Origin of the sequence: Streptomyces sp. Y7 (assembly GCF_043195415.1) — a bacterium.
Lineage (GTDB): Bacteria > Actinomycetota > Actinomycetes > Streptomycetales > Streptomycetaceae > Streptomyces.
Map to the genome: position 1 here is coordinate 356710 of NZ_JBIDDQ010000007.1, position 12645 is coordinate 369354.

Below are 12645 nucleotides of genomic sequence, written 5' to 3' on the forward strand. Positions count from 1 at the left end.
TCTCTGCATGGTTCAGGTTCCGGTGAACCTGGGCTCCCGGCGGTCCCGGAAGGCGGCCGTGCCCTCGGCGAAGTCACGGCTGCGCAACAGCTCCGTCTGACCTGTTCTCTCGCTCTCCAGGGCACGGGTGAGGCCGGGCAGTGCCGCCTCGCCGATCGCGTGCTTGATCCGCGCGTAGGCGAGCGGCGGCCCGCTGGCCAGCCGCGCGGTCACCTCGGCCACGGTCGCGTCGAAGAGGTCGTCGTCGGCCACCTGCCCGATCAGGCCCCACTCCGCGGCGGTCCGCGCCGGAACCGGCTCGCCGAGCAGGGCCATCCACATCGCCCGTGCCCGGCCCACGGCCGCCGGGACGAGCGCGGTCGCCCCGCCGTCGGGCATGAGGCCCACGCCGGCGAAGGCGAGCAGGAAGGACGCCGAGCGTTTGGCGATCACCAGGTCGCAGGCCAGGGCGAGGGAGCAGCCCACGCCCGCCGCGACGCCGTTCACGGCCGCCACCACCGGTATCCCGATCCGCCGCAGGGCCAGGACGGCCCGGCCGGCCGCGTCCACCGTGTCCGCGTCGACCTCCGCCCCCAGGTCCGCGCCGGAGCAGAACCCGCGTCCGGCGCCGGTCAGCACCAGCACTCGGATCCGCTCGTCGTCGGCCGCCCGGCCGATCACGTCGGCGAGTTCGTCGAGGTCTTGCGTGCGCAGCGCGTTCAGCCGCTCGGGTCGGGACAGCAGCACGCGCAGCACGCCGCCGTCGAGGGCGGTGCGGATGCCCGCGGACATCCGCTCGCCGTCACTCACGCGTCCCTGCTTCCGGGCGCCTCATCCGGTCGCCCCAGGATGTAACGCAGCGCCTTCTCCAGGACCCGTCCCGGAGCCGGGTGCCCTCCCATGCTGCGCCAGCCGACGTGCTGGTCCGGGCGGACGAGGACCGCGCCCTCGGGTCCGACCTCACGCTGCGCCGCCCAGGCCCCGGTGACGTCGGCCCAGACCTCGCCGTCGGCACTGTCCGCGCCGCCGATCCGCAGGACGTCCAGCGGGACCCCGAGTCGTCCGGCGGCGTCTGCGGCAGCCTCGGCCCACGCCGAGCCTGAAGGACTGTCGACGTCGACGATCAGGACGAACCTGCCCCGCCCGGTGAGGTCGTAGACGGACCGCTGCCGGTCACCCCGGCTCAGCCAGGCGTGGGGGACGCGGTGCCCGGGGCGCGTCTGAGGATGGAAGTCCAGTACCGGATCGGCGTACACGTGGGGGGCGCTGCCGTCGTGCAGGACGGCCGACGAGGTGTAGCTGTAGCCGATCTCGATGTTGTGGGCGCGTACTTCGTGGCGCTCGTACGCGATGGCGTCCGCGACCCGCTCGCGCAGTGCGGCCGTCTCGCGGGTGCCGGAGAACAGCTCGGTGAGGCGTGCCCAGGCCTGCTCGGGCGGCATCCCCGACGCCAGCCCGATGGCCGCGTCGATGTTCGGGTGGGCGAGGGCCGCGGTGGTGGCCTGCTCGACGTTGCGGCGGGCCACCGGGCGCCGTTCCTGCTCGTAGGTGTCCAGCAGCGATTCACCGGCGTGACCGGAGAGGACGGCGGCCAGCTTCCACGCCAGGTTGTGGACGTCCTGGACGGCCGAGTTGAGGCCGAGGGCGGTGGTCGGGAAGTGCCGGTGGGCGGCGTCGCCCACCACGAAGACCCGCCCGACCCGGTAGCGGTCGGCGAGTGTCGCCTCCTGCCGCCAGTGCGAGGTGCGGTGCACGGTCAGCGGGAGGTCGGGGATGCCGAGCGAGCGCCGGATCAGGTCCGGCATGAAGTCGTCCTCGTACTGGACGGCGGATCCGGGCGGCACCAGGGCGTGGAAGGCCCACTCCTCGGAGTGCTGGTCCCAGTGCTCCGGCCCCATCTTGATCAGGATGCCGCTGCCCAGTGAGCCGCTGCCGTCCGGATTGACGAAGAAGTGAATGACGACACTGGGGTCGTCGATCCAGGCGGACAGGTCCGCGCTGATGTGTGCGCTGACCATGTCCAGGACGTCCGTCAGGCCGCCCAGCTGGATGCCCGTCGTGGGCCCGACGAGGCGTCCCGCGTCGGCGCCGATGAGGTAGCGGGCACGGACGGTGTGGCGGGTGCCGTCCGCCAGGGCCACGACGGTCGCGGTGACGGCGTTGGCGTCCTGGGCGAGTTCGACGACCTCGTGCTGGAACAGGACCCGGTCGGGTGCGAGTGACTCCGCGTGCTGGCGCAGCACCGGTTCGAGGCGCAGTTGGGGAAGGTTGGTCGAGACGCAGGGGCTGGCCTGCTCGTAGGCCGCCGTGTCCGCTCCGCCGCCCCAGGCGTCGACGCGGCCGATGAGCCGGCCGTGCTCGGGTCGGCGGCCGGCCAGGGAGGTCGACCAGGCGACGGTGGACATGTTCTCGCGCGGCGCGCCCCGCTTGTAGACGTCGTCGGCGACGCCCAGTTCCCGGAATATCTCCATGGTCCGCTGGTTGAGGATGTGTGCCTTCGGCAGGTGGGAGCAGCCGGGGTGGCGCTCCACCAGCAGGCTCTGCACCCCGAGCCGCGACAGCAGGAGCGAGGCGGTCAGCCCGGCGGCACCGCCGCCGACGATGAGCACGTCCACCTGTTGCGGCGGACGGGGACTGGCAACGGTCATCTCGCTCTCCTCAGCGCGGGGCGTGGGCGCCGGTCATCAGCGCGGCGATGTCCTCCGGCAGGAGGAACGACGGCGGAACAGGCGGCCCCCAGGCGTAGAGCGCCCGGGCTCCTTCCAGGGCGTCCGGCTTCCAGAGCTGGTCGTCGAGGATGACGTCGAGGTCGCTGTAGTACTCGGAGAAGTTGCCGGCCGGGTCCCTGAGGTACCAGAAGAAGTTCGAGCCGATGTGATGGCGGCCCAGTCCCCACACGTGGCGTTCCGGATGCCCTTCGAGCATGGCGGTGGCCCCGCGGCCGACGTCGTCGACGTCGTCGACCTGCCAGGCGGTGTGGTGCAGGAAGTTCAACGGGGACTGCTGGACGAGCACGTTGTGATGCTCGGTGGAGCAGCGCATGAACGCGGCGATGCCCTTGATGTCGTCGGTGACCTTGAAGCCGAGCCCTTCGGTGAAGAAGCGCTGGGAGGCCTCCTTGTCGACGGAACCGATCACCACGTGCCCCAGGTTGCGGGGCCGGACCGGTCCTTCCCGCAGGATGGCGGGGGCCCGGGAGTCGGGCCGCTCGTAACGGCCGGGTCCGTTGTACGGCATCGCGGGCCTCGTGGGCTGGGCGAGGCGCGGGGCGACCCGCAGGGTCACCTCGACGTCGCCGACGGGGTCGGTGGTCACGAGCGTGTCCGCGCTCCGCGAGACCGGGACGTTCAGGCGGCCCAGGCCCTCGGCGGCGCGGCCGAGGTCGTCCGCGTCGTCGACGCCCACTTCGAGGGCGAGCAGTCGGCGGGTGGCGGCGGGGCGGAGGATGAGCTGGTCGCCGCCGTCCAGGGCGGCAAAGGTGCCGGAGGCGGACTCGGTCAGGCCGAAGTCCGCGTAGTAGGAGGCGGTTTCGGCGACATCGGGCACTCCGACGGTGACCGATGTCAGACGGTGAAGAGCCATGGTCTGTTCCTCTGGGACTCGTCGTTGAGCGGGAGAGGCGGTTCTCGGCCGACGGGTCAGCCGGTGCAGTGCTGGCGGATCTCGCCGATGCCCTCGACGCGGCTGACGACCACGTCGCCCGGCGCGAGGAACTTGCGTGGGTCACGGGCGCCGCCGACGCCGCTGGGGGTGCCGGTGAAGATCAGGTCTCCGGGGAGCAGCGGGCACACCGCGGACAGCCGGGCGATCAGTTCGGAGACCGGGAAGATCATCGAAGAGGTACGGGCCTTCTGGACCTCCTCGCCGTTGACCGTGCACCTGAGCTCCAGATCGTCCGGGTCGTCGAACTCGTCCGGCGTGACCAGCCAGGGACCGATGGGGCCGAAGGCGGGAAAGGACTTGCCCAGCGAGAACTGCGGGGCGGGGCCCGCGAGTTGCACCTCCCGTTCGGAGAAGTCCTGGCCGACGGTCAGGCCGGCGACGTACTCCCAGGCCTTCTCCTCCTTGACGCGGTGCGCCTGCCGGCCGATGACCACGACCAGTTCCACCTCCCAGTCCACCGCGCCGCTGGGGAGCGGGAGTTCGCCGTACGGGCCGGTGACGCAGGTGGGGAACTTGGTGAAGGTCGGCGGTGCCTCGGGGAGCCCCAGCCCCGCCTCCTTGGCGTGGTCGGTGTAGTTCAGCCCGATCGCGAAGACCTGGTGCGGCGTCGGCGCGGGCGGTCCGAGGGTGTCGGGCGTGACGACCGCCTCGGCCGTCCCGTCTGTCGTCGGCCCCACGTCGGCGGCCCAGCCCCGGAACTCCTCCCATCGTTCGTAGACGGCCTGGGGGTCGGACGAGAACCGGTGATCGCTGTGTCGGGCGACGTCGATCGCCTCTCCCCCGGCGGAGAGGAGGGTGAGGCGATGTGCCACGGATGCCATGCGCATGTTCGCTCCTGGAGCCGCATCGGCCAGTGCTGTCTGTCCCTCAACATCCGCCGACTATTTCGGCATGTCAATATGATTTCGAAATTCTCTTGAGGTTCCGACAATGGTCCGACTCTGCTCTGCTTCAGAACATGCTCAGTGACGCACCGTCGAAGGCGGGCCGCTCGGGCGCCCCCACAAGGGCGGAGAAGGTCTACGCCGAACTTCGCGGCGACATCCTCAACGGCCGCCTCAATCCCGGGGAGCGACTCCCGTTCACCCAGCTCGGCGAGCACTACCGGGCGAGCACCGGCGTACTACGGGAAGTCCTGCCACGACTCGTCGAGCAGGGCCTCGTCGAATCCGAACGACAGTTTGGATTCCGCGTCATGTCGGTGTCCGAGGAAGATCTGCGCCATCTCACCGGGGTACGGATCACCATCGAGTCCCAGGCCCTGCGGCAGTCCGTCGAGCGGGGCGACCTCGCGTGGCAGTCACGCCTCGTAGCCGTCCACCACACCCTGGCCGCCACCCTGCAGTTCTGTGGGGGTTCTGCGCTCGACTGGCTTGGATCGCCGTTATCTTCGCAGCTCAGAAGGCAGTTGCACTCGCCGTAGCGACTGCAACACATGTGGTGCAAGTAGCCAGGTCATGTCCGTCCGGGGCGTCGGCCGCGTCAGCAGCACGCCCCGTGTGCCGGCGGCAACAACGTCCGGCTTCGACACCGAGAACCTCCGCACGGAGGGAGAGGTGGTGATCCTGCCGGCCGGACACCCCCTGGCCGCCCGGACCGAGCTACGGACGGCCGAGGTCACCGAGCTGCCGCTGCCCCGCTGGCCCGACCGCGACGGCAAGTACCCGGACGGTCCCGGACCACAGGTCCGGGACCACGTCCAGTTGCTCGAGCTGATCGCGCTCGGCCGCGCCTGCTGGATCGCGCCGGAGTCGCGCCGGGCCCAACTGCGGGAGGGCCTGGCCGCCGTGCCGGTGGTGGACGCGCCGACGGTCACGACCGTCATCGCCTGGCCGCCGCACAGCCGCTCCCGAGCCGTCGCCGGCCTGGTCAGAACCGCGACCCGGCTCTGACCGGCCCGGGGTGTCCCGTCAGTCCGCCGTGAACCGCACCGTCATGTCCGCCGGCACCTTCGTCTCGCCGTCTGCCTCGGTCACCTCACCGCTGGCCAGCAGGACACGGCCGTAGTCCGGAGTGGTCACCGACTCACCGCCGGTGTTGGCGACGCACACGAACTCCCCGCGCCGGAAGGCGAGTACACCCTCGGGAGCGCGCAAGGCGTACAGACTTTGAACGCTTGCACGCACACTCTCTCTTCGCTCGTAGCTGCAATGACAACGACAAGCGCAATGTGCACGACACGGCAGGAGTACTTGTGCACTTCAGCCTCTCAAACCGACATGTGCAACAGCCCACCACACCGATGGAACCCCCACAGAACCGACGCTCGACCTGACGGGCGCCATCAACGAGGAGTGGCTGGAGACACACGCCCTGTTTCACGCGACCCTCAACGAGGCGTGCCCCAACGGCAGGCTCCGCGGCCTCGCCGAGTCCCTGCGTGCCATCACCGAGGTCTACCGCTGCTGGTCGTGCGCGGCGACCGACGGTGCGGGCCGGGACGTCGCGGGCGAACACCGCCGGATGCTCGACGCGGCCCTGGCCGGCGACGCCGACTGCGCCGTGGCCGAGCTGACCGCGCACATCCAGCGCACGACGGACGCGCTGCTGGCACCCCGCGCCGTCGCCGCTCCGGTCAGGGAGCAACAGCGCATGGCGAAGCAGAGGAGTGTGACCGCAGGTGACCGACCAGGAACTCCTGTGGGAGCCGAGTGACGACGTCGTCGACGCTTCCAACCTGACGAGGTTCGCCGAGTGGCTGCGGACCCACCGCGTCATCCACGTGGACGACTACCCACAGCTGTGGCAGTGGTCGGTCCGCGACCTGGAGGGACTCTGGGGCGCGCTCTGGGAGTTCTTCGACATCGACGCCTCCGCCGCGCCGAGGGCGGTGCTCACCGACCGGACCATGCCCGGCGCCACCTGGTTCCCCGGTGCCCGGCTCAACTACGCCGCACACGTCTTCCGGGCGGCCGACCCCGAGCGCCCCGCCCTCCTCGCCGTCGACGAGGACGGCCGTCGCAGGGACTGGTCCTGGGCCGAGCTGAGACAGCGGACCGCGGCGCTCGCTGCCCACTTCCGCGAGCTGGGCGTCCGGCCGGGGCACCGGGTCGTTGGCTACCTCCCGAACCTCCCGCACGCCGTCGTCGCCTTCCTCGCCACGGCCAGTGTCGGCGCCGTCTGGTCCTCCCGCGGCCAGGACTTCGCCGCCACGAGCGCGAGCGATCGCTTCTCCCAGCTGGAGCCGGTCGTGCTGGTCACCGCGGACGGATACCTCTACGGCGGACACCGGCAGGACCGCCGGGCTGCCGTCGACGAGCTCCGCAAGAGCCTGCCGACCCTGCGCGAGACCGTGCTCGTGGACAACGTCGGGCTGCCGTACGAGCCGAGCCACGGCATGACGGGCTGCGAGGAGGCCACGTCGTGGGCGGCGCTACCTGGCTCCCCGTGCGGGCCGGCGAGATCCCCGCCCCTGTCTCGGTGCCGCCGTGGCGGCCTGGGACGAGGCCGGGCAGCCGGTGGTGGACCAGGTCGGCGAACTGGTGATCACCGAACCGATGCCCTCCATGCCGCTCCACTTCTGGAACGACGAGGACGGGGCCCGCTACCGGGACGCCTACTTCGGCACGTACCCGGGAGTCTGGCGCCACGGCGACTGGATCACCGTCACCTCCCACGGCGGCATCGTCGTCCACGGGCGTTCCGACGCGACCCTGAACAGGATGGGCGTCCGGCTGGGCAGTGCCGAGATCTACCAGGCGGTCGAGTCCCTGCCCGAGGTGCGGGAGTCGCTGGTCGTCGGCGTCGAGGAACCCGACGGCGGCTACTGGATGCCGATGTTCGTGGCGCTGGCTCCGGAGGTACGGCTCGACGACGGCCTGCGTGGCCGGATCGCGGGGACCATCCGCACCCAGGCCTCGCCCCGGCATGTGCCGGGACGAGATCGTCCGGGTGCCGGCCGTCCCGCACACCCTGACCGGGAAGCGGCTCGAGGTGCCCGTGAAGAAGATCCTGCTCGGGACCGCGACCGTGTCGGCCGTCGACAAGGGCAGCGTCGACCGCCCCGAACTCCTCTCGCTGTACGCCGAGTTGTCGGCCGAACGCAGAGCTCGCAGCGGGCCCGCACCAGGAGCCGCTCCCGGCGATAACGGCAGGCGCTGAGCAGCACGCACCCGACGTGCCCGGCCCGCCCCTGGAGCAGGAGTCCGCCTACGAGTTCACCCGCCCTGTCCATCACGAGCAGGCGTCCGGTACCGGCGTCGCACCAGGCCCCGCGACACTTAATTGACGAGTCCTCTATATGGCGCTTAAGGTTCCGTTGTTGATATGTCAACGACAACTGGCGGCCCGTCGTTCCGGTGCGGGCCGCTCGGAAGGAACCGATCCATGTACGTCACCGCCGCCCTTCTCAGCGCACTCCTCGCGCTCGGCTCGCTCGCCGCGGGTGCGCCCAAGGCGCTGCTGAAGGGCGACGTTCCCGCCGCGCTCCAGTCCCACATGGGGCTGAGCGCGGGCTTCGTCCGTTTCATCGGCCTGGCCGAGCTCGCCGCGGCCGGTGGACTCGTCGTCGGGCTGTTCTGGCAGCCGCTGGGCATCGCCGCCGCCATAGGTCTCGCCATCACCATGATCGGCGGGGTCGCCTTCCACGCCAAGGCCGGCGACTACGCGGACCCCGCCACCCGGAACAGCGCCCTGAGCCCGTTCCTCTTCCTGTTCCTCGCCGTGGCCGCCGCGGTCACGCTCGGCCTGGCCATGTAGTCCGGACCAGGACCGACAATCGACCGTTGTCCCGGCAGGCCTGCTCGGCCTGCCGGGACAACGGTCTTCAGGGTGGGTTGTGCCCGATCAGTCCACCTGGAAACTGCCGGCGTTCTCGGCCAGCCAGGCGTCGAAGCTCTTCAATTCCGGGTGGAACTCCCGGATCCCGTCCAGGTCACGGGCGCCGGTGAACTCCTCGTCGAAGTCGCCGTAGTACTGGAACATGTTGGCGATCTCGTCGCCCGCCGGAACGCCCAGCGAGCGGAAGACGTCGTAGGGCACCGACTGGAAGCGCACCGGCTCGCCGATCGCGGCACCGATCTTCTCCGCGTACTGGGCGCCGGTCAGGTGGTCGCCCGCCAGCCCGACGGTGTGTCCGATGAAGCGCTCCGCGTTCTTGAAGATGGCCAGGGCGGTGCGGCCGATGTCGTTGACGTCCACGCCGGACAACAGCTTGCCGTCCTCGAAGGGCAGCGTCAGTGTCAGCACGCCGTCCTCGGCCCGCTTCGGGGCCATGGCCCCCAGGAAACTCTGGTAGAAGAACGTCGTGTTGAGGAAGGTGGTCGGCACCCCGGCCTGCCGGAACAGCTCATTGGCCTCGCCCTTGGCGTCGAAGTGCGGCACGTTGTACTTGCCCTGCAGGACCGGCATCCGCTCGTCCTCCAGCGGCAGCAGCTCGCGGGTGTCCTCCAGCGTCGACCACACCACATGCCGCAGCCCGGCCGCCTTCGCCGCACGGACCAGGTTCTCGACCTCCTCGGTCTCCTTGGCCGCCGAGCCGTGCGCCCAGAAGTTGGTGACCAGGAACGCGCCATAGGCCCCCTCGAACGCCCTGTGCACGGTCGGCTCGTCGTCGAAGTCCGCGTGCACGACCTCCGCGCCGAGTCCGGCCAACTCCTTGGCCGCGGGCGAGTCAGGGTTCCGGGTCAGCGCCCGCACGGTGAAACCCGAGCCCGGATCGGCCAGGATCGCCCGCGCGGCGCCACCACCCTGCGAACCCGTGGCTCCGGCGACCGCGATGACCTTCTTCTCACTCATGCCAGCTACCTCTGTACCAGGACGGATTGCGGTTGACACATCAACCGCAACAGACCGCACGTGATGCGTCAATTTTTACGAGGTGCCTTACGCCATGATCACTCAGATCTTCACTCTTGCTGCGTAACGCCGACGCCAGGGAGATGCGGCGTCAACGAGACGCGAGACGGGGATGTGCGAGACCCCGGCCTCCCGCGCCACATCCATCACCCCTGGCGGCCGGTCCATGCCCCCGCCCTCTGCCCGCGACCCAGCCGGCGGCCCCGCGCCCCTCGCCACAACGCGCTTCCGTGGTCTCGACGCAGTCTCGGCAGATGCGCAGCCCTTGATACATCAGCACGCTGACCGCCGCGGGTACTCACGCCCTGGACGCCGGTCCCGGTTCGACCGGAACCGGCGTCTCGCGACGTCACTGCTCAGTCGCGTCCAAGAGCACGTTCCACTCACGTACTTCTGCCGTAGCGCCGCCGTGGCGGACTACAGGACTCTCGCGATAGAGGTCCCGCAGTTCTTCGAGAGAGTCACCGCGCAGCACGGCCATCCCACCACGCCCGTCGGTGAACGGACCGGACATGACGAGGGCGCCTCGCTCGTGGAGTTGGGCCACGAATGCCTGTTGTTCCCGGCCCACCTCGGGACCGGGCAGCCCATCGGTGAATACGAGTGTCACGACGAAGTGCTTCATCTGATCTCCTGGTCGGTGAGCGATCCCGGGAAACGCGGCGCGAGCCACTCGACGACGACGCGCAGCGCCTCTGCACGCTTCGGGAGGGGCGTGGCGAAGTGCTCGGCCTCCACGAACCGGATCGTCTTGTCCTCCGCCGGGGCGGCGTCGAACTGCGCCTGGGTGTCGTCGGGGAAGGCGATGCTGTCCGACGTCAGGTTGATCACGAGCAGTGGTTCACGGACCGACTTCAGCGACTCGCCGAGGGCGGCCCTGGTGGACAGCCCCGACCACGTGCTCAGCCACGCCCGCGGTGTGACGAACCGGCCGAACCCGCCGGGTGCGTAGTTGACCTGGTCCGGACGGGGGCCGAGGATCGAGCCGGCCTTCCGGGTGGACTTCCAGGCGTGCAGGCTCGTGTCCAGGTACGCGGGATCGGCCTCGGTCCGGTGGACGACCATGTGCTGGCCGACGAGCGCACGGCGGGTGATGTAGGTGCGCTCCTCCAGCGGCAGGTCCGAGAATCCCGGCTCCTGCATCCGCAGCTTGTGTCGCCGCTGCTCGGCGATCAGCGCGTGCGCCTTGGCGTCCAGCCTGGCCACGCGGGCCCGCTGGGCCGCCCGGTACCGGTCGACGAATTCCGCGGAGTACTTGCTCGGCTCCGGTGGCTCGCGGAACCCGTTCGCCGAGTTGTACATGTCGAGATCCGGATCCACCGCCAGCGGGTCGTTCTCATCGATCACGGACGGGTCGATGGCGGTGAGCATGATCGCACCCTGGCCGGGATGTGCGGCGATCAGGACGACCCCGTCGGCCTTGGGCATCTCGACCGAGTTGAGGTCCAGTGGATCCCCGGACGCGGTGTCCGTCAGCCTGTGCGGCGGGGGCGTGCTCGCCTGCTGCTGGTAGAACGTCAGCAGCGATCCCCCGCCGCTGTTGCCCAGCAGCACGATCTTCTCGTAGCCCCGCTCCTCCTTCAGGTGGCTCAGCCCGGCCGCGAGATCGAGCAGCAGCCGCTCGTGTTCGACGTCGAGGTCGTTGTTCAAGCCTCGGGTCAGCTGGACGTAGAGGGCGTACCCGGCCTCCAGGACCGCCGGAGCGGCATAGTGCCGGCTCATGTCGCCCCGGGGGTGCGACACCACGACCACCGTCCGCTCAGCGCCACGGGCGTAGAGGACCCCGCGGGAGCCGGCGCCGTCGGAGGCGGTGACCGGGACGAGCGTCGTCTCCGTCCCCTCCGGCAGCGCCTCGAAATCGATCAGGCCGACGGCGTTGGCACTGATCCGCTTCTGCTGCGTCACTGGGTGTCACCGCCCTTGTCGCGTCCGCCCTCGAAGAAGTGCTCGCCCTGACGCTTGGTGTCCCAGAGTTCCTGCGAGGGCGTCAGCGGCTGCACCGTGTCCATGAAGATGATCTCGTAGTCGAGGTGGTCGCCCGGCTTGACGGTCTTGCGAAGCACCTCCTGGTACTGCTCCGGGAAGCCGTGGTGCCGGCCGCGAGGTACCAGGGAGATGCTGGCCTTGGCGACGTCCAGGCCCATGACCGTGCCGTTGTGGATGAACGTGAACTCGTCGTAGTCCACGTTGCGGTGGTACGCAGGGATCTTCTCCGTGTCCTCGCCCGACTCGTAGGGGCGCGGGAGCAGGTTGCCCACCATGAACTCCGGAGTTGCGAAGACGGCGTACGCGGACGGCATCAGGTGGATGCGGTCGCTCATGATCGGCCGGTAGTCACGGATGTTCAGCTTGAAGGGGAACAGGTCGCCCTTCCAGCCCTCCACGTCGATCGGGTCGAACTCGTAGAACGCCGACGTGTATGCACCGAGGGACTTGATCCGCACCGGCCACTCGCCCGCCTCGTTGCGGCCGTCACCCAGCTCGTCCAGCGCCGGGCTGGGCACGTACAGCAGGTCCGGGTCGAACGGGGCGCGGCGGCCGTGCGTCCCGATGTCGGCGAAGCCGAGCTCCTCAGGCGACTCGAAGATCAGGAAGTAGTTCACGGGGCCGGCCGGGCGGATCCGGTACGTCGTACCCTTGGGCAGCAGGACGTAGTCACCGGGCTCGTAGGGGATCGGCCCGAACTCGGTGTAGAAGGTGCCGGTGCCGTCGTGCACGAAGTACAGCTCGTCCCCGTCGGCGTTCCGCACCGAGAAGGGCATGTTCTCGCTGCGCCGGCTCACCCAGACGGAGACGTCTTCGTTGGAGAACAGCCGCAGCGGCACCCCGTCGGCCTGCGCCAGGTCGGCGGGCTCCACCACCTGCCCGTCGAAGTCGTAGGCCTGCGCGTCCTTCTCGGCGCGCTTCCAGGCGGTCGGCTCGTGACGCCTGTACAGGTGCGCGTCACGGCCCTCGAAGCCCTGCCGGGTGAACATGTCCTCGAACAGGCCCAGACCGGCCCGCGTGGTCTCCGCCTGCCGCAGCACCTTGCCCCTGCTGTGGTGAATCCATGAACGCATCGGCCTGATTTCCATCGGATGTCCCTCTCCGCGGGTTCGACTGCTTGCCACTGACGATGGACGCGGCACGTCCGGCGAGGAACGCCCGGACGATACTCCGTACTCGCAGGGAGAGTCTGCGAGTACGGAGCCCCTCCCTGCGAGTACG

General features: G+C 69.9%; 11 protein-coding genes and 3 pseudogenes. 5 read left to right on the plus strand and 9 right to left on the minus strand.

Annotated elements, in window-relative coordinates; genetic code table 11:
• Window positions 1-12: 12 nt before the first annotated feature.
• Genes ACGFW6_RS21140 through ACGFW6_RS21155 form a run of 4 tightly spaced genes read right to left on the minus strand, consistent with a single transcriptional unit; the run spans window position 13 to window position 4469 of the window.
• Complete coding sequence (locus ACGFW6_RS21140) at window positions 13-789, minus strand: enoyl-CoA hydratase-related protein (RefSeq protein ID WP_393511853.1); 777 nt, start codon at window positions 787-789, stop codon at window positions 13-15.
• Window positions 786-2627, minus strand: a complete 1842-nt coding sequence (locus ACGFW6_RS21145) for an FAD-dependent monooxygenase (protein WP_393511856.1) — start codon at window positions 2625-2627, stop codon at window positions 786-788. Before ACGFW6_RS21145 ends, ACGFW6_RS21140 begins: the two co-directional genes overlap by 4 nt.
• Window positions 2628-2637: 10 nt before the next feature.
• Window positions 2638-3561 (minus strand): VOC family protein, encoded by a 924-nt coding sequence (locus ACGFW6_RS21150; RefSeq protein ID WP_393511859.1) that lies wholly within the window; start codon window positions 3559-3561, stop codon window positions 2638-2640.
• Window positions 3562-3617: 56 nt separating this feature from the next.
• Window positions 3618-4469, minus strand: a complete 852-nt coding sequence (locus ACGFW6_RS21155) for a fumarylacetoacetate hydrolase family protein (RefSeq protein WP_393511862.1) — start codon at window positions 4467-4469, stop codon at window positions 3618-3620.
• A gap of 131 nt (window positions 4470-4600) precedes the next feature.
• Here ACGFW6_RS21155 and ACGFW6_RS21160 point away from each other — a divergent pair, with 131 nt between their 5' ends.
• A complete protein-coding gene (locus ACGFW6_RS21160) occupies window positions 4601-5065 on the plus strand; it encodes a GntR family transcriptional regulator (protein ID WP_393511865.1) in 465 nt (154 codons plus the stop codon).
• Window positions 5066-5159: 94 nt separating this feature from the next.
• Window positions 5160-5534 (plus strand): annotated as a pseudogene (locus ACGFW6_RS21165) (LysR substrate-binding domain-containing protein); the annotation flags it as partial.
• Between the two features lie 18 nt (window positions 5535-5552).
• On the opposite strand, the pseudogene ACGFW6_RS21170 reads toward ACGFW6_RS21165, so the two are convergent.
• Window positions 5553-5738: pseudogene (locus ACGFW6_RS21170) on the minus strand (DUF3459 domain-containing protein); the annotation flags it as partial.
• A 202-nt stretch (window positions 5739-5940) separates the two neighbouring features.
• Between ACGFW6_RS21170 and ACGFW6_RS21175 the strand changes: the two are divergent.
• From ACGFW6_RS21175 to ACGFW6_RS21185, 3 genes and pseudogenes are all read left to right on the plus strand, one after another.
• Entirely contained in the window at window positions 5941-6297 is a 357-nt protein-coding gene (locus ACGFW6_RS21175) for an FCD domain-containing protein (protein WP_393511942.1), read from the plus strand.
• Window positions 6263-7743: pseudogene (locus ACGFW6_RS21180) on the plus strand (AMP-binding protein). The gene ACGFW6_RS21175 and the pseudogene ACGFW6_RS21180 overlap by 35 nt, the downstream one beginning before the upstream one ends.
• A 225-nt stretch (window positions 7744-7968) precedes the next feature.
• A complete protein-coding gene (locus tag ACGFW6_RS21185; RefSeq protein ID WP_393511868.1) occupies window positions 7969-8340 on the plus strand; it encodes a DoxX family protein in 372 nt (123 codons plus the stop codon).
• 87 nt (window positions 8341-8427) lie between these two features.
• Here the strand turns inward: ACGFW6_RS21185 and ACGFW6_RS21190 are convergent, their stop codons facing one another.
• From ACGFW6_RS21190 to ACGFW6_RS21205, 4 genes are all read right to left on the minus strand, one after another.
• Window positions 8428-9378, minus strand: coding sequence for an NmrA/HSCARG family protein (locus ACGFW6_RS21190; RefSeq protein WP_393511871.1), 951 nt, complete (start codon window positions 9376-9378; stop codon window positions 8428-8430).
• A gap of 409 nt (window positions 9379-9787) precedes the next feature.
• Window positions 9788-10063, minus strand: coding sequence for a YciI family protein (locus ACGFW6_RS21195; RefSeq protein WP_393511873.1), 276 nt, complete (start codon window positions 10061-10063; stop codon window positions 9788-9790).
• On the minus strand, window positions 10060-11343 hold the full coding sequence (locus ACGFW6_RS21200; RefSeq protein WP_393511876.1) for a hypothetical protein: 1284 nt from the start codon (window positions 11341-11343) through the stop codon (window positions 10060-10062). Before ACGFW6_RS21200 ends, ACGFW6_RS21195 begins: the two co-directional genes overlap by 4 nt.
• Complete coding sequence (locus ACGFW6_RS21205; RefSeq protein ID WP_393511879.1) at window positions 11340-12497, minus strand: homogentisate 1,2-dioxygenase; 1158 nt, start codon at window positions 12495-12497, stop codon at window positions 11340-11342. The genes ACGFW6_RS21200 and ACGFW6_RS21205 overlap by 4 nt, the downstream gene beginning before the upstream one ends.
• Window positions 12498-12645: the final 148 nt, after the last annotated feature.

What these genes read in the sequence shown, in the direction of transcription:
- ACGFW6_RS21145 (WP_393511856.1), bottom strand. Translation starts at nt 2,627, where the DNA reads ATGACCGTTGCCAGTCCCCGTCCGCCGCAACAGGTGGACGTGCTCATC.
- ACGFW6_RS21150 (WP_393511859.1), bottom strand. Translation starts at nt 3,561, where the DNA reads ATGGCTCTTCACCGTCTGACATCGGTCACCGTCGGAGTGCCCGATGTC.
- ACGFW6_RS21155 (WP_393511862.1), bottom strand. Translation starts at nt 4,469, where the DNA reads ATGCGCATGGCATCCGTGGCACATCGCCTCACCCTCCTCTCCGCCGGG.
- ACGFW6_RS21160 (WP_393511865.1), top strand. Translation starts at nt 4,601, where the DNA reads ATGCTCAGTGACGCACCGTCGAAGGCGGGCCGCTCGGGCGCCCCCACA.
- ACGFW6_RS21185 (WP_393511868.1), top strand. Translation starts at nt 7,969, where the DNA reads ATGTACGTCACCGCCGCCCTTCTCAGCGCACTCCTCGCGCTCGGCTCG.
- ACGFW6_RS21190 (WP_393511871.1), bottom strand. Translation starts at nt 9,378, where the DNA reads ATGAGTGAGAAGAAGGTCATCGCGGTCGCCGGAGCCACGGGTTCGCAG.
- ACGFW6_RS21195 (WP_393511873.1), bottom strand. Translation starts at nt 10,063, where the DNA reads ATGAAGCACTTCGTCGTGACACTCGTATTCACCGATGGGCTGCCCGGT.
- ACGFW6_RS21205 (WP_393511879.1), bottom strand. Translation starts at nt 12,497, where the DNA reads ATGCGTTCATGGATTCACCACAGCAGGGGCAAGGTGCTGCGGCAGGCG.